General features: G+C 40.0%; 22 protein-coding genes and 1 tRNA gene. 9 read left to right on the forward strand and 14 right to left on the reverse strand.

Going from position 1 to position 21,442, the window contains the following annotated elements; translation table 11 throughout:
* The first annotated feature begins 230 nt into the window (after nucleotides 1-230).
* Nucleotides 231-320: transfer RNA gene (locus tag H1R81_RS11485), tRNA-Pro, on the forward strand.
* A 425-nt stretch (nucleotides 321-745) separates the two neighbouring features.
* Here the strand turns inward: H1R81_RS11485 and H1R81_RS11490 are convergent.
* The 4 genes from H1R81_RS11490 to H1R81_RS11505 all read right to left on the reverse strand — a co-directional run bounded on the left by H1R81_RS11490 (nucleotide 746) and on the right by H1R81_RS11505 (nucleotide 3,580).
* A complete protein-coding gene (locus H1R81_RS11490) occupies nucleotides 746-1,102 on the reverse strand; it encodes a hypothetical protein (protein ID WP_181840876.1) in 357 nt (118 codons plus the stop codon).
* An 84-nt stretch (nucleotides 1,103-1,186) separates the two neighbouring features.
* Nucleotides 1,187-1,333 (reverse strand): hypothetical protein, encoded by a 147-nt coding sequence (locus H1R81_RS11495; RefSeq protein ID WP_181840877.1) that lies wholly within the window; start codon nucleotides 1,331-1,333, stop codon nucleotides 1,187-1,189.
* Between the two features lie 260 nt (nucleotides 1,334-1,593).
* The gene (locus H1R81_RS11500) at nucleotides 1,594-2,277 is read right to left on the reverse strand and encodes a response regulator transcription factor (RefSeq protein WP_181840878.1); all 684 of its coding nucleotides are present in this window, start codon (nucleotides 2,275-2,277) and stop codon (nucleotides 1,594-1,596) included.
* 52 nt (nucleotides 2,278-2,329) lie between these two features.
* Nucleotides 2,330-3,580, reverse strand: coding sequence for a sensor histidine kinase KdpD (locus H1R81_RS11505; RefSeq protein WP_220275212.1), 1,251 nt, complete (start codon nucleotides 3,578-3,580; stop codon nucleotides 2,330-2,332).
* Between the two features lie 216 nt (nucleotides 3,581-3,796).
* Between H1R81_RS11505 and H1R81_RS11510 the strand changes: the two genes are divergently transcribed.
* Complete coding sequence (locus tag H1R81_RS11510) at nucleotides 3,797-5,419, forward strand: sodium:solute symporter family transporter (RefSeq protein WP_181840879.1); 1,623 nt, start codon at nucleotides 3,797-3,799, stop codon at nucleotides 5,417-5,419.
* Nucleotides 5,420-5,538: 119 nt separating this feature from the next.
* On the opposite strand, the gene msrA is transcribed toward H1R81_RS11510, so the two are convergent.
* From msrA to H1R81_RS11530, 4 genes are all read right to left on the reverse strand, one after another.
* Nucleotides 5,539-6,204: a peptide-methionine (S)-S-oxide reductase MsrA gene (gene msrA, locus H1R81_RS11515; RefSeq protein ID WP_181840880.1), complete on the reverse strand. Its 666-nt coding sequence runs from the start codon at nucleotides 6,202-6,204 to the stop codon at nucleotides 5,539-5,541.
* A 103-nt stretch (nucleotides 6,205-6,307) separates the two neighbouring features.
* Complete coding sequence (locus H1R81_RS11520; protein WP_181840881.1) at nucleotides 6,308-7,036, reverse strand: hypothetical protein; 729 nt, start codon at nucleotides 7,034-7,036, stop codon at nucleotides 6,308-6,310.
* Nucleotides 7,037-7,155: 119 nt separating this feature from the next.
* Nucleotides 7,156-7,944 carry a hypothetical protein gene (locus tag H1R81_RS11525; RefSeq protein WP_181840882.1) on the reverse strand — a complete coding sequence of 263 codons (789 nt, stop codon included), beginning with the start codon at nucleotides 7,942-7,944 and terminating at the stop codon, nucleotides 7,156-7,158.
* Between the two features lie 103 nt (nucleotides 7,945-8,047).
* Nucleotides 8,048-9,016 carry a TolB family protein gene (locus tag H1R81_RS11530; protein WP_181840883.1) on the reverse strand — a complete coding sequence of 323 codons (969 nt, stop codon included), beginning with the start codon at nucleotides 9,014-9,016 and terminating at the stop codon, nucleotides 8,048-8,050.
* Between the two features lie 63 nt (nucleotides 9,017-9,079).
* Between H1R81_RS11530 and H1R81_RS11535 the strand changes: the two genes are divergently transcribed.
* The 5 genes from H1R81_RS11535 to H1R81_RS11555 all read left to right on the forward strand — a co-directional run bounded on the left by H1R81_RS11535 (nucleotide 9,080) and on the right by H1R81_RS11555 (nucleotide 12,954).
* Nucleotides 9,080-9,217 (forward strand): hypothetical protein, encoded by a 138-nt coding sequence (locus H1R81_RS11535; RefSeq protein ID WP_181840884.1) that lies wholly within the window; start codon nucleotides 9,080-9,082, stop codon nucleotides 9,215-9,217.
* Between the two features lie 34 nt (nucleotides 9,218-9,251).
* Nucleotides 9,252-10,310 carry a sensor histidine kinase gene (locus H1R81_RS11540; RefSeq protein WP_181840885.1) on the forward strand — a complete coding sequence of 353 codons (1,059 nt, stop codon included), beginning with the start codon at nucleotides 9,252-9,254 and terminating at the stop codon, nucleotides 10,308-10,310.
* The gene (locus tag H1R81_RS11545; RefSeq protein ID WP_181840886.1) at nucleotides 10,297-10,992 is read left to right on the forward strand and encodes a LytTR family DNA-binding domain-containing protein; all 696 of its coding nucleotides are present in this window, start codon (nucleotides 10,297-10,299) and stop codon (nucleotides 10,990-10,992) included. Before H1R81_RS11540 ends, H1R81_RS11545 begins: the two co-directional genes overlap by 14 nt.
* 63 nt (nucleotides 10,993-11,055) lie before the next feature.
* Nucleotides 11,056-11,943, forward strand: coding sequence for a Ppx/GppA phosphatase family protein (locus H1R81_RS11550; RefSeq protein WP_181840887.1), 888 nt, complete (start codon nucleotides 11,056-11,058; stop codon nucleotides 11,941-11,943).
* Nucleotides 11,944-11,952: 9 nt separating this feature from the next.
* Complete coding sequence (locus H1R81_RS11555; RefSeq protein WP_181840888.1) at nucleotides 11,953-12,954, forward strand: zinc dependent phospholipase C family protein; 1,002 nt, start codon at nucleotides 11,953-11,955, stop codon at nucleotides 12,952-12,954.
* Nucleotides 12,955-13,261: 307 nt separating this feature from the next.
* On the opposite strand, the gene H1R81_RS11560 is transcribed toward H1R81_RS11555, so the two are convergent.
* The 3 genes from H1R81_RS11560 to H1R81_RS11570 form a co-directional block, all read right to left on the reverse strand.
* Complete coding sequence (locus tag H1R81_RS11560; protein ID WP_181840889.1) at nucleotides 13,262-14,191, reverse strand: DUF1338 domain-containing protein; 930 nt, start codon at nucleotides 14,189-14,191, stop codon at nucleotides 13,262-13,264.
* 6 nt (nucleotides 14,192-14,197) lie between these two features.
* Complete coding sequence (locus H1R81_RS11565) at nucleotides 14,198-15,259, reverse strand: saccharopine dehydrogenase C-terminal domain-containing protein (protein WP_181840890.1); 1,062 nt, start codon at nucleotides 15,257-15,259, stop codon at nucleotides 14,198-14,200.
* A 344-nt stretch (nucleotides 15,260-15,603) separates the two neighbouring features.
* Nucleotides 15,604-16,596 carry a GlxA family transcriptional regulator gene (locus tag H1R81_RS11570; RefSeq protein ID WP_181840891.1) on the reverse strand — a complete coding sequence of 331 codons (993 nt, stop codon included), beginning with the start codon at nucleotides 16,594-16,596 and terminating at the stop codon, nucleotides 15,604-15,606.
* A gap of 363 nt (nucleotides 16,597-16,959) precedes the next feature.
* Between H1R81_RS11570 and H1R81_RS11575 the strand changes: the two genes are divergently transcribed.
* Both H1R81_RS11575 and H1R81_RS11580 read left to right on the forward strand, forming a co-directional pair.
* Complete coding sequence (locus H1R81_RS11575; RefSeq protein WP_181840892.1) at nucleotides 16,960-17,703, forward strand: isocitrate lyase/phosphoenolpyruvate mutase family protein; 744 nt, start codon at nucleotides 16,960-16,962, stop codon at nucleotides 17,701-17,703.
* A gap of 41 nt (nucleotides 17,704-17,744) precedes the next feature.
* Nucleotides 17,745-18,116, forward strand: a complete 372-nt coding sequence (locus H1R81_RS11580; protein ID WP_181840893.1) for a SnoaL-like domain-containing protein — start codon at nucleotides 17,745-17,747, stop codon at nucleotides 18,114-18,116.
* A 25-nt stretch (nucleotides 18,117-18,141) separates the two neighbouring features.
* Here H1R81_RS11580 and H1R81_RS11585 read toward each other — a convergent pair whose 3' ends face one another.
* From H1R81_RS11585 to H1R81_RS11595, 3 genes are all read right to left on the reverse strand, one after another.
* Complete coding sequence (locus tag H1R81_RS11585; protein ID WP_181840894.1) at nucleotides 18,142-18,564, reverse strand: hypothetical protein; 423 nt, start codon at nucleotides 18,562-18,564, stop codon at nucleotides 18,142-18,144.
* A 102-nt stretch (nucleotides 18,565-18,666) separates the two neighbouring features.
* Nucleotides 18,667-20,826: a xanthine dehydrogenase family protein molybdopterin-binding subunit gene (locus H1R81_RS11590; RefSeq protein WP_181840895.1), complete on the reverse strand. Its 2,160-nt coding sequence runs from the start codon at nucleotides 20,824-20,826 to the stop codon at nucleotides 18,667-18,669.
* 1 nt (nucleotide 20,827) lies between these two features.
* Entirely contained in the window at nucleotides 20,828-21,289 is a 462-nt protein-coding gene (locus H1R81_RS11595; protein WP_181840896.1) for a (2Fe-2S)-binding protein, read from the reverse strand.
* Nucleotides 21,290-21,442 lie beyond the last annotated feature (153 nt).

Raw genomic sequence — 21,442 nt, forward strand, 5'->3', positions numbered from 1 at the left:
TCAACTATGATTGTGGGAAGTAATAACTTTAATAGTTCTCCGTAACTCTCTTGCATCTGTTCAATTAGTAAAATGCAAAGGTCTAAATTATTTTATCACCCCACAACTTTTAGGTTTGATCCGTAATTTTCTTGTTTTTAGCCAAGCTCATCATTCAAGTGGCGTCAAAGTCCCCTTGCTTTGTGCTATGCCGACGCACATGGGAGACTTTGACGGGACAGAACCGCCCTCGGGGTGTAGCGTAGCCCGGTATCGCGTCTGCTTTGGGAGCAAAAGGCCGTCAACGGTCCGCCGCCGCGGTTCGAATCTGGCCACCCCGACGTAAAAGCCTTCTTGGAAGTGATTCTGAGAGGGTTTTTGATTTATTATCGCGTCTGTTTTGCGAGCAGAAGGTCGTCAACGGTCCGCCGCCGCGGTTCGAATCTGGCCACCCCGACATCAAAAAGCCCTCTTGGAAGTGATTCTGAGAGGGTTTTTGGTTTATTATCGCGTCTGTTTTGCGAGCAGAAGGTCGTCAGCGGTCGGCCGCCCCGTTCGAATCTGGCCACCCCGACACAAAGACCCTCTTAGAAGTAATTCTGAGAGGGTCTTTGATTTATTATCGCGTCTGTTTTGCGAGCAGAAGGTCGTCAGCGGTCGGCCGCAGAACGTCTGCCGCCCCGTTCGAATCTGGCCACCCCGACTAAAAAGCCCTCTTGAAGAAATTCGGGAGGGCTTTTGGCTTATTAATTATCAGTAATTTTTATCATTTAGGTTTCGATTTTGCATATTCTCTGCCATCTGCTGAAAACCATTTCAAACTCCCCTCTTTATCAATAATCATATACTGGTCAGCTATAACCTCTTTGTACTTTAATCTTATTACATTATCTGTAGATTCCACCACCATTTCTTCGTTCAGTACTGACTTATCATCAAAATTCTCATGGAGAAATACCTTCCCCTCTTTTTTATAAATCGTTACATCGACCACATTTTTATCAGGAGGCATCCATTGCCCGATAGCTGTACTATCAGCTACATGAACGGCCTGGGCTTTATCTTTTAATTTTCCGCAGGAGGTAAGGAATGCAGTAAAAATCAGCAGTAAATATCGGCTCATCAGGTTAGTTTTAAAATGAAATCAAAATTAGTGAAAAGGGTGGGGTTTGGTGTGGGTAGCGATGGGTTTTATTTGAAATATCTATTAAACGCTAATTAATTTCCCTTTCTTCTGCAATCTTTTTTTCTCCTTAGCTATAAATTCAGATATTTCTTTTTCTTCCTCTTTTGTTAATGGCTTTGAGCAAATTGAAATATCTATGTCTGGTTCTTTAAAAGTTGGTTTTTTCATTAACGTAATTCCTTTTCCTATTACCGAATATAAAAAACATCAAAAGGAAGCGATACTAACAACAATTACCTATAAAAAATCCCACCGCAAAAGCCAGTGGGATTGTACAGATAATAATAATTTTGGATAATTTATACTCTTAAAATTACTATCATTCGGCTAAAGCCAGAAAGTTTTTTGTTTTTTAATCCACGACCTGAAGGTTGTGGCAATTGAGCTAATTTAGTGTAAATGCGGGCAACAATATATATTTCAATTATCTAACAAGTAAACCGAAACCCAATCCCATGCACATTTTCAATCTTGATTTTTGGGTCGTCGGAGAGCATTTTTCTTAGGCGGGTAATGAATACGTCGAGGCTTCGGCCCAAGAAATAATCGTCTCTGCCCCAGATGGCTGTCAGTATCTCTTCACGTTTGATTACCTGATGTTTCCTTTCACATAAGTACTTCAAAACCTCTGCTTCGCGGTGGGTTAGTTGCTCGGCTTTATCATCTGATTTCAGCGAAAGCTGGTTATAATTAAATTCGTAATCGCCTAATTTCCATTTGCCGTTGCCTTCGGTCACTTCTTTATTTACGTCTTTCCGTTTCAGAAATACCTTGATGCGGAGGTTGAGTTCTTCGATGCTGAATGGCTTGGTTACGTAGTCATCGCCACCAACTTTCAGACCGGTGATACGGTCTTCCTGCATGCCTTTGGCTGTCAGGAAGATAATGGGTATCTGTTGATTCTGTTTTCTGATTTTTTCGGCTAACGAAAACCCATCTAATTCGGGCAGCATGACATCTAACAGGCAAAGGTCATATTTTTCTTTGGTAAAGCTCTTCCAGGCTTCTTTTCCATCCTGAAAGTGTGTTACCTCATAGCCTTCCAGTTCAAGATTATCTTTGGTTACATAGCTCAGGTTGGGGTCGTCTTCGACGTACAGTATTTTCGGCATATTTAGTTTATGGTAGTAGAAACGAGGAACACCTATTAATCTAACCCGTTTCTTATTCTTGTTTTATGATAATCGTAAATGTACTCCCTTTGTCTGGTTCGCTATCCACTTTTATTTCCCATTTATGTGCTCTTACAATCTCTCTCACATAGCTTAGCCCCAAGCCAAAACCTTTTACATTATGGGTATTTCCGGTTGGTACTCTATAAAACTTGTTGAAAATCTTACTCTGGTGTTCTTTGGCTATACCTACGCCATTGTCTTTTATGGAGAGCACTAATGAATCCTCAAAATTCTCGGTTCTGATGATGATGCATGGTTTTTTACCTGAGTACTTAATGGCATTTTCGAGGAGGTTCCGTATCAGGCTTATCAATTGTGTGCGGTCGGCGTAGATACTGGTGCGGGTGGCATTCAGTTCTATACTCAGTGAGTCTTCGAGTTCTGCTTTTACGCCCTCTGTTACATCGTTAATGATACTGTGCAACTCCTGTAACTGAATATCGAGTTCCATTTTACCCCGCTCCATGCGAGCCGTATTCAACACAGATTCAACCTGATTTTTCAGCCGGTTGTTTTCTTGTCTGATGATATGTACATATTTTTTCAAACGCTCGGGTTGTTCCATTATTTTGGTCTGACTCAAAACATCTGTTGCCACTCTGATGGTTGAAATCGGTGTCTGAAACTCGTGCGTCATATTATTGATAAAATCACGTTGGACTTCGCTGAGGCGTTTCTGTTTCAGAATCACAAACATTGAATACCCAAAAAAGGCTGTTACAACTAAAGTAATAAGTGACGAAATGACCCAGATATCCAGACGGGCCGCCAGAAAGCTTGTTTTACTTGGGAATCGGACACCGAAATAATTGAGATATTTATCGGTTTTGGGCAAAGTCTTTTTCAAGGCCGAACTTTCAAAATCAGAATTGACATGCGCTCCGTCTACAATTTTGTCGGTATTACAATCGTAGATGCCATATTCAAAATCAGTCTGTAGATTTTGTTTTTTAAATTCTTCTTTGAGGTAATGCTCAAGCACGTCGGCATCAAGCGGGATTCTTAAATTGGCTACGTAGTAATCGGAAGAAAGCTGACTAACGGGGTTTTCGATACTTGAAAGCTTATAGAGAGAAGAGATTTTGTTCGCTACATTTCGTAAAGAGATCATGACAGTTTGCCGAAACTGTTGCTCTTTTAAATCGAAAGCACGCTTTACCCAATAGGCCTGTACTGCAATAATTCCCGTGATCGAAAGCGTGCCGAGTATAATCAGAAGTCGGATGGTATTTCTGTTCAAAACGGGATAGTTTTTTCGTAAAATTAGACAAAAGAAGATTTATTGACAAAATTTTAATAAGAAGTTTAGTGAGTGGTTATTAAAAAAGTTATGTAAAATCTAAATATTCTTTTAAAATCGTTGTCTGCCCTTTGAAAAAGCAAATTTTCTACCTTTATTTGCTTTGCTCAAAGAATCTTATTCTAAAAAAACTAAAGTTTCATTTCCCTAAGCACTATGCAAAAATTACAAACCCTCGATTATGTAGTATTTCTCTTCTATTTTATTTTAGTGTCAGGTTACGGTTATTGGATTTATAAGAAAAAACAAGCCAAACAAACTTCAACCAAAGACTTTTTTCTTGCAGAGGGCTCGCTTACCTGGTGGGCTATTGGTGCTTCGTTGATTGCCTCGAATATCTCGGCTGAGCAAATGATTGGTATGTCGGGTAATGGTTTCTCGATGGGTTTAGCGATTTCTACCTACGAATGGATGGCAGCGGCTACGCTATTGGTAGTAGGTATTGTGTTTATGCCTATTTATCTGAAAAACAAGATTTTTACGATGCCGCAATTTCTTAATCAGCGATACAACTCTACTGTAAGTCTGATTATGGCAATTTTCTGGCTGGCTTTGTATATTTTAGTCAATCTTACTTCTATCCTGTATCTGGGCGCGCTGGCGGTATCAAGTATTTCGGGGATAGATTTCACTGCCTGTATGATAGGGCTGGCTATTTTTGCCATTATCATTACTGTGGGGGGTATGAAGGTTATCGGGTTTACTGATGTAATTCAGGTGTTTTTCCTGATTGTGGGAGGTCTGGCTACTACTTATCTGGCCGTTACGCTGGTATCGACAGAATACGACGGGCTTACGAGTTTAGCTAATGGTTTAAAGCTGATGTCGGAAAAATCGGAAGACCATTTCCATATGATTTTCCATAAAGGTGAGCCACATTATATGGCCTTACCGGGATTGACTGTATTGATTGGTGGTATGTGGATTGTGAATCTGAACTACTGGGGTTGTAATCAGTATATTACACAACGGGCTTTAGGTGCTGACCTGAAAACCGCGCGTGAGGGGATTTTATTTGCGGCGTTTCTGAAACTCTTAATGCCTGTGATTGTAACGCTTCCGGGTATAGCGGCTTATACTTTGTATCAGAAGGGATTGTTTCAACAAGAAATGCTTGGGGCTGATGGTACGTTGAATCAGGATAATGCGTATCCGGTTTTATTGAACCTGTTGCCGATCGGTTTGAAAGGTTTATCTTTTGCTGCACTTACGGCGGCTGTTGTGGCTTCATTAGCCGGTAAAGCCAATAGTATCTCAACCATCTTTACGCTTGATATTTTTAAAAATTATATCGGTAAAAACGCTACAGAAAAACATCTGGTCTGGATAGGCCGTGTAACCATTGTGGTATCGATGATTTTAGCTATTGTGATTTCTCCTTATATGGGTATTGATAAAAAAGGTGGTTTCCAGTTTATTCAGGAAATGACCGGTTTGTTATCTCCGGGTATTTTTGCTTCGTTTGTGATGGGTTTCTTCTGGAAACGTACCAACTCGGCAGGGGCTTTGTTTGCCATTGTGGGTGGATTTCTGATTGCGCTTTCGATGCATAATAACTGGCTACCATTTGCAGACTGGACGACTGTTCCGTTCCTTGACCGTATGGGCATTGTATTCTTGCTATGTGTAGCGGTAATGGTGGTTTTAGGTTTTGTATTGCCTGACGAAGGCAAAGGTCTGGAAATTGACGCAAGTATGTTTAAAGTAAAAGGCACATTTGCGGTTGGGGCATCTGTTGTAGTGTTGATTCTTGTTTTCTTGTACTGGTATTTCTGGTAAGAGACATCTTTATAAAACCAGAAAGGCTTGGGGGCATCCCGAGCCTTTCTGGTTTTATAAAGATGTCTATTCATGTTTTATTGCTTAAAACCTGATAAACCAGACTACTGAAGCTATTTTTATTTCAACAATTGAGGAAACATTGCCTGCGCTCTTTCGATACGAGGTATTGACACAGATGCCACATAAGGCTGGTCTGGATGGTGCTGATCGTAGTTCTGATGATAATCTTCGGCTTTATAGAATGCTTTAAAGGGTACAATCTGTACTGCAATTGGCTTTTTGTATTTGCCAGATGCTGCTAATTTATTTTTATAATTAACCGCTAATTGCTGTTCGCTGGCATTGGTATAAAAAATAACCGAACGATACGAATCTCCGTGGTCAGGGCCTTGTCCGTTTACCTGCGTGGGGTCTTGTGAAGCAAAATATACTTCTAATAGTGTTTCGTAGCTGATAATCTTGGGGTCATAATAAACTGCCACAGCTTCGGCATGACCAGTGGTTTCGGTGACTACATCGCGATAGGTTGGTTTTGCTGTGTGCCCCCCGCTATAGCCAGATTCGGCTTCCTTTACGCCTTTCAGACTATCAAAGATACCCTCAACCGCCCAGAAACAGCCGGAAGCAAAATAGGCGGTGTCTAATTTACCATAAGCGGTGTTATCAACTGCCGGCACTTTATACTTTTCTGTTGTAGCACTGTTTGTTTCTGTAGTAGAGCTACAGGAAAAAACGCTAACAAAAGCACTGACCGTAACAATGAGTGAAATAGCCTTATTCATTTGTATTAATATTAAGATTGAATCATTTTCCTATTTATACAAACGTATTTCAGCTAATTTTGGTTTGATAAAGCCCCTTAGTTGCTCATTAAAAACTTAATTTTTATACGCTAAAACCTAATTTGACTTTATAGCGCCAGCGGTCTTTGCCGATTTCGTTCTCCAGTTTGAGTACTTCCTGCGTTTTTTTACTTATCCAGAATACCTCTTTCAAACCTCTTGATTCGTGTGTGAGCAACCAGCAATCTACTTTCTGGTTATCATAGCCCTCTAACTGCCCGGAACCTGATACAGTATAGGCTTCGAAATTCGGAGCAATGTAGCCCGGGTCATAGAACGGAATCATGAAAGTAGTATTGAGTTTATAAGGCAATAAAGGAAACACTTCGAGGTCGAGGTGCCAGTTTAAGCTATACTGGGTCAAAGCCTTCTGAAATGCCTGATAGGGGCCTTTTCTGTTTCTGGCGGTATCGGCATCAGTCAGAGGCAAATCGTTGATTCTGGCAGTTTTATTCATAAAATCGTATTCGCCCGTGCCTCGTTGCTTCCACCAGCTTTGATGATAGAGTGGGGCAAAGGTCTTCTTATCACAAACCGACTTTACGGTATGTACAATACTGTCTCTATCTTCCCATTCCTGTTTTATTACGATGGCGTCTTTGCCATTATAGGTTTCAAACGAGATATTCCTTGTCCAGAATTGTGGTCTTGAACGTGGGGCAACTTTGCTCATTTTAAAATAGACCAGATAGCGGTTGTTGCCTTCTTTCAGGAACTTTGTGTTTACTTTAGTAGCATCTACCCAAACGGTGTCTGTTGTTTGATTTGCCATGCTGGTAGAACAAAGAAAGAATAATAACAAAATGAGATAGTGCGGTTTCATAAAATTGTATATAAAATTAATGGTTTAATTGATAAAAGTTCATAATCTATTTTTGAACCTGTTTAAACTTATTTCTTTTGCCTGAAATCAGGACTATTGAATTGTACCTTAATAAAATCAAAAGTGTACAGTTGTTCGCTCTGGCTAATTACGATATGCATAGGTAATTGCAAGGTATCTACCTTCTTCCAATCAGAAAATGTGATAATGAGCAGTTCTTTTTCATTTTCAGGATTCTGCAAATGTATTTCGTTTAATAAACCCGAATGGTTATCGAAGAATAACAGGCAGAAATGATTCAGCTCATCTCTGGCAGCAATTCTATACATTTGCTGCTGGTTTACTTCTATCAGTTCCGGTTCAGAAAACTCATGAAAGCGTTGCTTTACATCCAGTATTAAATTGAAAAACTCATGGCTTCTTATGGTATAAATAGCTTCCTTACTGAGTGTCTGGGTTGAATCCCGGCTCTGAAATCCTTGTGTTTTATGATATATTTTAGCTTCAAAAGCTTGCGGATTGTAGGTATAGGTCTGCTTGAAATAGGAATACCCCTCCGAATCAGTATGTATTTCAGTAGTATATTTTCCTTTTGGAGAAGTGCAATTGGCAAAAGCAATAATACTTTTCACTTTATCTCTATCTACCGTATTCGCAATTGCTTCTAATGAAGATTCAAGAATACTTTCTGTTGTGTTGCCATGTGTGCCGTCATTATTTCCGGTAGCATGGCAACTGTACAACAGAGGAGCAAATAAGAAAAGTATTCTTATCCGGCTTGTAACAACTCTTCCATAATTACCGATCCAAAACTTCCTTAAGAAATGTTTTGTATCATCTTCACTCTTTTGAAACATTTACTTTTATTTTAATAAGCGCATATAGTTCAAGCTATTATCAGGATTGTTGCTCTTACTACTCAAATAGGTTATCGGGATTCAATCGTCTATGCACTGTAATTTATTTTTTCCATATCTCCATCACCTTGTCGAAACTTACCCAGTAAATATCTCCTGAGCCATTTTGTGGTGAGGTGTAGGTTCTTAATAAATCATCCATCTTAGCTGAAGCATTTGTATAGGCATTCGGGATACTGATTCTTTCGCTGGTGAAAAACATAATCTTTTTATCAGGGCTCACATAAGGGCAATAATCAATTCTGTTAGAATTAAGCATGCTTAAATTCCGGGCTGGCAGCCATTTACCGGTAGCATCTTTTATGCTCATATAGAGGTCTCCCCTACCCTTATCGTCCTTGCGGCCATAAGAGGTAAAAATGATGTAATCTTCATCAGGTGACACAAATGCATTAAACTCGTACATCTTTGAATTAACGGCTGTATCTAAAGGTACAGGTTGCGTATATTTCCCCTGCTCTAATTTTGCAACGAAAATATCTTCTTTGCCTATTGCGGTTTTGTAGGCAGCGGTATAGTAAAGGTTGCCGTTTCGGGCAATAGACGGATAAAACTCATCTTCATCTGAATTGACTGGTGCGCCTAAATTTTGTGGTTCGCCCCATTGCCCGTTTTCTCTGCTTACCACCCATATATCAAAATCCTTAGGGGTTGTGCCTTGTGTGGGTCGGTTTGAAGCAAAATAAAGTTTCTTTCCGTCGGCAGAGAAAGCAGGCTCCAAATCGCTGAATTTCCCGGCAAAAGGAGCAATTTCCGGTTTGCTCCAGCTATTATTTGCTTCTTTTTTGCAATACACGATAGTCTGGAAAACTCCCTGTGGCGATTGTAGCGTATAGTAGATTTCGGTGCCGTCGGGAGAGACCGCAAAATCTCGTTCGCTGAATCCGGTGCTTACGGCGAACACTTCGGCCTGTGATGGGGGATTAGTCAGAGCAATTGTTTTTTGGGCGGTTAATGCCAAAGTTGATAATAATAGTACGAGTGTTGATAAAAGTTTTCTGTTCAGAGGCATAGTTTTTGGTTTTGTCAGGTCGGGTATAAAAGTAAAGGCTTTGTTTTAAAAAATATATCGTTGATGACAGACAGCAACTATCAACCAACAAAAAGCTGTGTTTATGATTATCTGGTTGATTTTACAACAGAAACTACGGCTGGTAAGCAGGAAATCGCTGTTGATAGCCATAAGCGTTTATATGATAATATTTTCTTATAATTTTATGTTTTTAAAAGCTGAATCATTCCTATTAATGCAAAGACGAATCGTTTATCATATAGCTTTCTGGATAGCTTATGTATTATTTAAATCTTATCTCAATTTTGAGTCTTTACAGTATAGTATGCCTAAAGAAAATGTTTTCTATCTTTTCTTTCTGGCTGTTGGTATTCAGTCTTCTTACCTGCCTATCAAGATACCTCTCGTTTATACGGTTTTTTATATTACGAGTCAGTTTCTTTCAAAAAACTGGGGAGTCATCAAGACAGTTTTTATTACTCTATTGACATTTTTAGTATCTATAGTTGCTTTTTTAAAGGTATCAGGCTTGATACAGCAATATGTTCTGAAACGTTCGATGGAAAATGAGAATTATTTTACATTGGCGAGTTTTCTCTATGCTTTTTTTCTATTGAGTTTTACGTGTGGTATTGCACTGGCATTGAAACTAATCAGGCAGAATATACAGGCAAGAGAAACGGCACAGGAAATGGCACAAAAGAGATTAGAAACTGAACTGAAGTTTCTGAAAGCACAGACTAACCCGCATTTTTTATTTAATACGCTCAATAATATTTATGGCCTGGCCCGTAAAAAATCTGATGATACGGCAGAAGTAGTAATGAAGCTCTCGAAGTTATTGCGATTTATGCTCTATGAAACCAACAAGCCCTATATACCGATTGAAGAAGAACTGAGGGTAATTCAGGATTATATAGAATTAGAGAGGATACGTTATAACCAAAGACTGAAAGTTGATTTTAATACTACGATTGACGATTTGCATGAGCCTATTGCCCCTTTGATTTTATTGCCTTTTGTAGAAAATGCTTTCAAGCATGGTGCCAGCGAAACTATTCATGAATCTTATATCAGTATCAGATTACAATTACAAAAAAGTAATCTGTATTTTAGTGTAGAAAACTCGAGAACAGACGATAATCAATCGGAAATTACAGAAAAAATAGGGTTGAGCAATGTGCGGCGACAACTGGAGCTGATGTACCCGGGACATCAATTAAACATTGAGAACAAAAATACTGCTTTTAAAATTGTACTGGAACTAAACCTTAACAGCCATGCAAAAATTTAACTGTATTATTGTAGAAGATGAGCCATTGGCTGCTGAAATTTTACAGGATTATGTGATGCAAGTGCCGTTTTTGCAGTTAAAGGGGGTTTGCACCAATGCGATTTTAGCTACCGAAGCCCTGAGAAATAATAGCATAGATCTGATTTTTTTAGACATTAACCTGCCTAAGCTCAAGGGGCTTGATTTTATCAGAACCCTGCACCATCCACCACGTATTATTCTTACTACTGCCTATCATGAATATGCTCTGCAAGGTTATGAACATAATGTATTAGATTACCTGCTCAAACCCATTGAGTTCAGTCGTTTTCTGAAAGCGGTTAATAAACTGACCACCGTACCGGTAGTTGCGGCTCAGGTTCTGACAGAAGACAGAAAATACCATTTTTTTAATGTGAGTAAAAAAATGGTTAAAGTGTTTTTTGACGAGATTTTATACATTGAAAGCCAAAGAGAGTATGTAAAAATTGTTACCAAAGCACAGACAATACTGACCAAACTACCTTTGGGTGAAATAGAAGAACTACTAAAAACTGAGAGTTTTCTGCGGGTGCATCGCTCTTTTATAATAGCCAAAGATAAGATTGATGCCTTTTCAGCCACAGATATAGATATCAATGGCAAACAGATTCCGATAGGCAGGGGCTACAAAGATGAGGTTTGGGTGGTTTTAGGTAATTAATCAACGCTTTTTCCATAAAAAGCGATATTTTTGCAAATCCACTAAATACTGATAACAGATTTAATGAAAATTGCCGCTATCGATATAGGTTCAAATGCCGCCCGAATGCAGATTTCGTCGGTATTACATGACAAAAATAAAATCAGCTTTAAAAAAGTAGAATATGTGCGTTTTGCCCTTAGATTGGGTATGGACGTATTTAATACAGGAAAAATATCTTACGAGAGTGAAGCCCGAATCAAAAAACTACTAATGGCTTATCGCCTTCTGATGGAGCTTCATGAAGTAGATGCCTATATGATTTGTGCCACCTCGGCCATGAGGGAAGCTGAAAATGGCATTAATATCGTGGAGAGAGTCAGGAATGAGTTAGGCATGGAAATCCACCTGATAGAAGGAGAAAAGGAAGCCGAACTGATTAATGATGTGATTAAGGTGGTTTTGGAGAACGACAAAACCTATCTGCATATTGATGTAGGTGGTGGCAGTACCGAACTCAATATCTATAAAGGCAGAACCAAAATAGCTGCCAGGTCTTTCAAAATAGGTTCGGTAAGGCTGCTCGAGCACAAAGAAGCACCCGATGTATGGAACAAGATGAAAGCATGGATAGAAGATACAATACCGACTCATGAAAATGTTATTGCGGTGGGTACTGGAGGGAATATCTCAAAGTTGTTTAATATGATTGAACATAAAACACAGGGGAGAGCTACCTTAAGAGAATTACAGCAAAAACGGGATTATATCAATAAATTCAGTCTGGAAGACCGTATCAATCTGCTGCAACTGAATGCAGACCGTGCCGATGTAATTGTGCCTGCTTCTGACATCTATATATCAGTAATGAAATGGGCCGATGCCCATGAAATTATTGTACCTGATTTAGGTTTGAAAGACGGGATTCTGCTATTGGTTTACGAGACTCTGATGGAAGAAGAACAACATTAAAACACTCTCATGAAAAAAAGAATTTTCATTTACACACTCCTTATTGCTACGAGTCTTAGCCTGTTATTGATGCTTTCTTCGTGGGGTATGTGGGGGCATCAGCACATTAACAAATCAGCGATTTTTGCCTTACCCGAAGAACTACGAATTTTCTTTTATAACCATCTGGACTTTGTGGTGGAGGAATCGAATGTGCCTGATTTAAGAAAATATACGCTGAGCGACAGGGCCGAAAATCCCCGCCACTATATTGATATTGAAGATTTTGGCAGTATAGATAGTTTACCGCAAACAAGCAAACTGGCCTATGCCAAATATGATAGCAAGCTGTTGCAGTCGAACGGTATTCTGCCCTGGTATATTCAGGAAGTAATGGAGAAACTGACTAAATCGATGCAGGGTATGAGAAAAACAGAGGCTTTGTTTTTAGCTGCTGATTTAGGGCATTATCTGGCCGATGCTCATATGCCCTTGCATACTTCGAGCAACCATAACGGACAGCTAACCAATCAGGCGGGTATTCATGCTTTCTGGGAGGCACAAATGCCCGAATTATATGGCGAGGCTTATAATATCCATACAGGCCAAGCTCAATATATTGATGATATTACCAAAGAAACGTGGCGTATTATCAGGCATTCGCATGAATTAGCTGATACTTTACTGGCTAAAGAAAGAGAGTTGAGAAAGACGTTTCCGGCAGATAAAATCTTTCAGAAAGATGCTAATGGCAAAATAGCCAGAAACAAATTCAATCAGCCGGTTTATACCAGAGCGTATGCAGACCTGTATCATAAAGCTTTAAACGGCATGATTGAAGACCAGCTAAGGGGAGCGATTGCTGCCACAGCCAATTTCTGGTACACTGCCTGGGTAAATGCCGGAAAACCTGATTTAAAATCTTTAGACGACGCGGGGTTAACCAAAAGAAACAGGTCTAATTATAAAAAGGATATAAAAGCCTGGGAGAAAGGGAAACTGATGGTACTGAAGGTAGAGCCCGAGTTTTAAAAGAATGTAGTTCAATAAAATAAATCCCGTAGGATGATATAACGGTAGAAATAAGAAAGAGATTGAGTCCCGTCGGGGACGGTATATTAAATCAATATATGGTCCCTGACGGGATTTTAAATTCACTTATAGAAATTTTTCTACCGATATACTATCCCTACGGGATTTTAAGAAACTGTTTGAGTTAATCTTATTGAACTAAAAAAGTTGCTTTTTGACCAATACTGCGGTGAAAAAATCATCCTTTTTTATTTTCAAAATTTAACTCAAACAGTTTCTAAATAAATGTACCATCTATATAAAAGAATTATTTACCAACTTCCACCCTCTCCTTGCGCTTCACCGTCTGGCTGGTGAAGGTACTTTCAAAGATTTTATCGGCGTTGCCGGTTTCAAAACCTTCGCGGCGGTGTTCTCTTTTAATTTCAGATGGTTTTAAATGCCTGAATTGCGGTAAAACCTTGCGTTCGGCAAATTCAACATAACTGCCCGAAATCGGGTGGGTTTCTCCCCCAGCAAAGGTAGCATCAATGATTTCTGCTACTGTTGAACTCTGCAATAACCCCCCATCCGGGCTAACCTTGATTTTTCCGCCTGCATCATTGAGTTTAATTCCTGTTTTTTCCAGAAAAGCATTAAATTCCTGAATGGTATTATACCCTTCTTTCAGATTATGCACACTTATGGTATAATGATTGAGGTAATAGCGGTTATAAATCACCCATGCGGCATATTCGCTTTCTTTCAACAAGGTCGAATAATCTTCCCATGTTGGTACACGCCACAAAGCTCTATGTAAAAACTCATCCACTGCTGCGCCATCATTCAGGTCCAGACTATCGGCAGGGTCAGTTTTTACTTCATCTGTATAGCTTGTGATAAGGGTCTGAATGTGCTGTGGTAAATCATTGACACGCAATTCGCTCACGAATATCCGGGGATATTCGGGCTTTGGTGGCGAAAACCAGTAAGCATCTAATTTCTTGCCCTCAAAATAAAAGTAATCACGTTTCTGATAGCCTAAATGAAGAAAAATCTTCTCGAACGATTTAATCCCTAATTGCGGCACACCCATTGTACGAAAAGCTATGTGGTCATTTTCAATTTCGCTCGCATTGGTAATAATGCCTTCGGTAATCATGGCGTCTGATACTTTCTGAACATCAGGTACACGCTCACGGTATCGGCGCATTAAGCCATTTAATACGTATTCTAAAGTTGCTGTCTGAGTTTCCATCTATTATTATTCTTCTACTTTAAAAAATTGTCCGTTGGTGGTCTCCAGATAGGTATCTAACGGAATATCCTCCTGTTTAATAAATCCTTTCTGTGGTAGTTTACCATCGGCTACCATTTCTACTACTGCAGCTATTGAGGCTGCTGTTGTCCAGGAAATAGCCCGCCAGTGTTTGCCATCAATTTCTATCGGATGATAAGCCTCATAAAATTCTTCACGAGCCAGTTCTTCACCTTTCCATCCCTCTACTACGGCATATACATATACCACGTCGTCCTGTACAGGTGGTTTGGCCTCTGTCAGAATCTGTTCTACCAGTTCGCGTTTATCTTTCAGAATCAATTCATATAGCAAAAACTTCATAAGCTTTGCGTGGCCAGGGTAACGGATGGTTTTATAATTGAGTGTATCTACCTTGCCTTCGTAGGTCTCACACATGGTTCCTAACCCTCCTGAAGTACTGAATGCTTCAAACTCCTGTCCTTCAATCTGGATATGTTCGATACCATCTAAAGACGGAACCATTTTTTTTGTGCCGTTATGAATCACCTCGGCATCATTGATATATTCGTTAATAACACCTGCCGGAGACCAGGTGAATGAATAGCCCATCAGGCCATTCGGATAACGGGGTAATGCCCCCACACGTAGTTCAATATCACGCAATCTGGTGAAGCGTTTGGCTAAATCTGCTCCAACAATACCAATTAAGCCCGGTGCGAGGCCACATTGCGGGGCCATGACAGATGTAGCTGTTTCAGCCATTTCTCTGATAGCCGTAGTGGTTGGTACGTCTTCTGTCAAATCAAAATAATGGATGCCGAATTTATGGGCTGTCTGGGCAATGGGCAGGTTCAGGTTATAGGGCATAGCCGATACTACTGCATCAAAACCCGGGATAGTTTTTTCTAAAAAGCCGATGTCGTTTACATCGCCTAAGACTACATCAAAGGGTAGTTCGGTATTGGGGTGGCGTTTGTCCATACCCATCACGGCAAAGCGTTTAGAGAGCAATACGCCCACCAACGAACCCACTTTGCCCATACCAATCACAAGTACGTTTTTCATGTCTGGTTTGATAAGAAAGTTTATGATGAAACTAAATACCACAAATAATAGCACTAAACTTAATTCAATAGCTATACCTATTACTAAACTGAACCAAATCGCATTAGTTCAATAGCAAGATAGAATACCTGAAAATAATTCAGTAAAAATTATTTGTCAATAAATGATAAAGATTGGTTATGACCCCAGATACATATCAGGAACAAATGAGCAGGCACTACGAAGATAAGCGAGGCGTGCTAAGTGATATTTAAGGTCTTTGAACAAGTGGAAGATTTATTTTTTCAACAAATGTAGGCAATTGAGAATAATTTGCAAGGGAATTTTATCAAACAATGTCTACCTCATACGGTCATTGCCTCTTTATTATATCTATTTCTGTATTCTAAAGGTGACATACCGGTGATTTTTCTGAAAACTTCTCTGAATGCTTTAATATCAGAATATCCCACATCATACATTACTTCGTTAATGGTTTTACGGGTAGTTTCAAAGCTTTTTTTGGCCGCTTCAATTTTTACCCTTTGTGCATATTCAAGTGGAGTGTTTCCTGTTGCTTTTATAAATCTGCGGTCGAAGTTCCGCCTTCCAATGGCCAGTTTAGCCGATAAATCTTCAATAGAAATTTTTTCGTCTATTCTGCTTTCAATGTATTGCTGTGCTTTTTTTACATCTTCGTCTTCATGCAATTTCTGTCCGCTGAAAATACTGAATACCGACTGGTGTTGTCTGTCAATTTCAATCTGAAAAACCTTGGCGCAATAAATGGCGGTTTCCCGGTTATAATACTTCTCAACCAGATAAATGAGCAGATTAAGAAAAGAATACGCCCCGCCGTTTGTATAAATACCGTTTTCATCGGTAATCAATTTATGGGTATGCAAATTTACATCCGGGAATAAGGATTTGAATGTATTTTCAGACGACCAGTGAGTAGAACAATTTTTGCCATTGAGCAAGCCCGTTGCTGCCAGCATAAATGCGCCACTGCACATCGTAGCTATTTCTGCGCCTTGCTTGTATTGCTGGGTTATCCAGTCGGTCAAAAGCTTATTCCCTCCGAGGGCTTTCTGGTAATCTCTGGCTAAAGAGGGAATAATAATAAGATTAGTTTTTTTGAGATCGGCAATAGTGGTATGCGGACGAATGCTGAACAAACCATTATCAAACTCTGTATTTGCTGCAATACCTACAATCTGGGCTTTATATAAATCTTTATTTCCCATACTCTTCCAATGTTCTGCGGCCTGTAAAAGAATTTCATAAGAGCCCACAATACAGGCTACGCTACTTAAGTTTCCCTGACCGTCAGGAGCAATGATAGAGATATGTTTCATGATAAATAATTTTTCACAAATATAGCGAAATGTAATTGTCTGAATCAACCCGTCAGAATGTCTATTTTACACCCTCTTAAAGTAAATTTCAGCTTCTAAATTTGTGCTATAAAAATTTATCCTGCGCAGAGCCGATAATGAACCTGTTTAAACTTATTTCTTTTGCCTCCGAATGGCACTTTTTTAATCATATTTCACCGATTTATTTTGTCCGTAGCTCTGCTACGCACTCAACAAATCCGCTCATCTGATTAAAAAATTGCACATTTCCGCCATAAAATAAAAAGTTTAAACAGGTTCAATATTAAAAAGTTTCCTTAAAGCGCGAAGTTTTAAGCTCATCTGCCAGTAACCTTATCAAACATGAATACTTACGAACATTTCCTGAGCTTACATCATCGTCCTGAACCACTGGTTATAGCCAATGCCTGGAATGCTAAAAGTGCACAGATTATTGAAAAAAGCGGTTATGACGCTATTGCCACTTCAAGTGGGGCAATAGCCGATTCTCTGGGATACAAAGATGGTGAAGTGATACCATTTGCTGAATTGATTTATATTATAAAAAGAATAAAATCGTGCACAACACTACCGCTATCGGTGGATATGGAAAGAGGGTATGCCAGTAATCCAGAAACGCTCACTGAAAATATCCAACAGCTTATTGATATTGGGGTGGCAGGTATAAATATAGAAGATGCCGAAGGAGAAGACGTATATCTAAGAAAATTGACAAGTATCAAAAATTATCTTGAAAAGACCAACCAGCAGCTTTTTATCAATGCCAGAACGGATGTTTTTTTATTAAAACTCAACTCGCCTCTTGAAACAACCCTGAAAAGAGCAAAACTTTATGAAGAGGCTGGCGCGGACGGGTTGTTTGTTACGGCTGTAGGTGATGTTGAGCTAATCAAAGAAATTGCGGCCTCAACTACTCTTCCACTCAATGTAGTTGGTGTACCCAAACTCTCTTCTATCCGATTATTAGCCGAAAATGGCGTTAAGCGAATCAGTATGGCTGCTTTTCTCTACCGGGCTACTTATATACAGCTTGAAAAGATGGCTCAGGCAGTAATGGCAGAACAATCGTTTGTTCCACTACATTAATCAGCTCATTAATTATACATTATCATAAATCCATATTTAATATGCAAAACAAAGAAATGACTACAATAGAAGTAGCAGCAAGATTTAATGCTTTAGCACAACAAGAGAAATGGTTTGAGATACAGGACGAACTATTTGCCGAAAATGTAAAAAGTATTGAACCACCAGACTCGCCTTACCTCAAAGATGCTGAGGGAAAAGCTTTGGTGAGAGAAAAAGGAGAAAACTGGGTAAAAAGAATAACAGCCGCCTACAAGCTGGCGACTACCGAACCTGTGATAGCAGGCAACCATTTTGCGATAGGCAGAGAATTTGATATAGAAGTTAGTGAGTTAGGCCGAGTGCATATCAATGAGATAATATTATATGAGGTGAAGGAAGGGAAGATTGTATTGGAGCAGTTTTTTTATTGAGACCAGCTACTCAGTTTTACTATTCTTAGCACTTTATTAAAAGATACACAAAGAAGCCAGACAGAATAATACTTATGAGAGTCATGCTATAACCCGCCCATATAAGGGTTTTAGTTAGATTTTGAGTATGAGGAGCCAATTCAAGACCTAATTTTTCTTTAATTTTGAGAAGAGATTCTGTTAATTCTCTTGACATTGGGATTGCTTGTATGAATCCTGTACCTGTAGCAAAGCATATAATAACTGGTAGAACGACACCAAATAATGACAATTTAAGCGTATGGTCTGATTTATGTTCTGCTTGCGACAACGTATATGAAATAATAGCTCCTGAAACAGTTGATGTTGCCACTAAAGTTTTAAGTACTATGTCCAGATAAAACTTATAAAGTTCTACAAGAATTTTATACTCATCCAAATCATAACTTGCGTTTTTCACTGTTTTCATAATTTACAACTTTGCAGTAGAATAGATTGAACATGAATATACAAAAAGAACCATCCCCCAAAGAGGATGGCTCATATATGGGTAAGGAATCGTAATGGGTCATTATGAAATACCGTCCAATAGTTTTTCTTCCTGCTCAATAAACGGCTGGTTTTTCAGGCGCTTACCTGTGGCCTTGAAGATTGCATTAGCAATTGAGGCTCCGGTTGGTGGCAGGGCAGGCTCTCCCAACCCTGTCGGGTCGATGCCATTATCAACAAAGTGTACGTCAATGGCAGGAATCTCGTTCATCTTGATCAGACGGAAAGTATTGAAGTTACTCTGGTTGGGTTTACCTTCAGTAAAGGTCAGGTTGCCATACATGGCGTGTCCCATTCCGTCTACGATGCCCCCTACTACCTGGTTTCTGGCACCACTCTGGTTGATTACTACACCGCAGTCGACAGCCGCATAGATTTTCTGCAAGACAGGTTTGCCTTTTTTCATCACTACTTCTCCTACCTGCGCTACATAAGAAGCATGAGAGAAATAGACACTAAAGCCAAGACTTACACCTTTGCGTTTTTTGTTCCAGCCTGATTTTTCGGCAGCTAATTCAATGACTGCCTTCATGCGGTCAATGTCATAACGAACAGGGCCTGTTGGCGATGTTTTGGCTTTGTCCAGCAATTCCAGTCTGAATTGCACAGCATCTTTACCTGCGGCATTGGCTACTTCGTCAATAAAAGACTGTTCGGCAAAGGCCAGGAAGTTGGTAATAGGTGCTCTCCAGGGGCCGGTAGTGATGGGTGATTTATGGTCAACTGAATCAATCAATAAATTAGGTACAGCACCAGACGGGAAGTTATTCTCGCGGGTTGGGTTTCCGGCATTAATACCTACTCCACGAAGCGAGTAGCCAATCATATTCCCTTGTTTGTCTAACGCAGCACGGAAACGATAACGCACTGCCGGACGATAGCTACCACCCGTCATATCATCTTCACGCGTCCAGATAACTTTTACAGGGGCTTTTACGAGGTTAGAGACCTCTACGGCTTCCAATACGTAGTCTGTACCCAAACGACGGCCAAAACCGCCACCCATACGGGTTAGCTCTACTGTTACTTTCTCAGGGGCAATATTGAGTAATTTTGCTGTCTGCCCTTGCGCATTGGCAGGTGTCTGTGTAGGGCCAACTAATTCTACGCCATCTTCTCTTACATGAGCAAAGAAGTTCATTGGTTCCATGGGGTTATGCGGCAGGAATGGACACTGGTATTCTGATTCTACTATTTTTGCCGCATTCTTAAAAGCTTCTTCTACATTTCCTTCTTTTCTTCTGACATCTGCTTTCGGCGAATCAAGTAATTCTTTGAAGAGTTTGTTGTGGTCGTCGGTGCTTTCAAGGTTTCCATCTTTTTCCCATTCTATTTTCAAGGCATCTTTGGCCTTTTTCACTTCCCAGGTTGATTTACCAACTACTGCTACCTTGTTTTTGAAAGAGACTACATCAACAATACCCGGCATTGCTTTGGCGGCTGAGGCATCGAATGATTTGAGTTTTAAACCAAAAGCTGGTGGGCGCTGAATCATCGAGAATAGCATACCCTCTCTGTAAAAGTCTATTCCGAAAAGCGGCTGACCAGTGATAATTGGTTTATTATCTACGTTTTTTACTGTCGAACCTATCAGTTTAAAATCTTTCAGGTCTTTTAGTTTTACATCTGTCGGCGGGGTAATCTGAGCCGCATCTGTGGCTAATTCGCCATAACTCAGTTTTTTGGCTGAGGTGGTGTGTATCACATAACCTTTTTCGGTTTTGCACTCAGTGGCAGATACATTCCACTTTCTGGCGGCGGCCTCTATTAACATCTGGCGGGCTGTAGCTCCGGCCTTGCGGAGTCTTTGCCAGGAGTGTGGAATAGACCCACTACCGCCAGCTACCTGACGCTCAAATTTCTTTGTATCTAAAGGCGCTTGTATCACTTTCACATTGGCCCAATCTACATCCAGTTCTTCGGCTACTATAATCGGAAAGGCTGTTTTGATGCCTTGTCCGATTTCCGGATTGGGTGAAAATATAGTTACGATTCCATCAGGATGTATCGATAAATAGGCATTCGGAGCAAAATCTGCGGCGGCAATAGCTGCTGCATCTGTTGCGGCAATGTCTCCGGCAAATGCCTCTTTGCCGAACCAGTTAAAACTCAACATGAAACCACCACCTGCAAGCGCGGCCGATTTCAAAAAATTTCTACGGCTGTTGTTTGTCTTTTCCATGTTATTTCATTTTGGTTGCTGCTAACTGAACGGCTTCTCTGATACGGTGGTAGGTACCACAGCGACATAAATTATTTGACATCGCAGTTTCTATTTCTTCTGTAGTAGGTTTAGGATTGCTTTTCAGAAATGCGGCGGCGGTCATAATCTGCCCGGCCTGGCAATAGCCACATTGAGGAACATCCACCTCATGCCATGCCGTTTGTACGGGGTGGTCACCTTTTTCGGATAGCCCTTCAATAGTAGTTATTTTAGCTTCGCTTACCGATGATACAGGCAAGATACAGGTGCGGGTTGCTTCGCCGTTGATATGTACTGTACAAGCCCCACACATAGCCATTCCACAGCCGTACTTTGTACCTAACAATCCTAAATGGTCACGCAAAACCCATAGCAGCGGTGTGTCGGGGGCTACGTCTGTTTTATAGACTTTCCCGTTAATGTTAAGGTTGTAATTTGCCATCGTAGTTTATTTTGTTGATAGTCAATAGATTAGTCAAAATTAAAGAAAATACTTAGACATTGGAAAGAATTTTGATACTAATTATTTTGTTGGGCAAAGAAAGTAGACAAACTGCCCAAATGATTATACCACAGTTTGAGTATTTTTTTCCCC

Origin of the sequence: Emticicia sp. BO119, assembly GCF_013912375.1 — a bacterium.
Lineage (GTDB): Bacteria > Bacteroidota > Bacteroidia > Cytophagales > Spirosomataceae > Emticicia.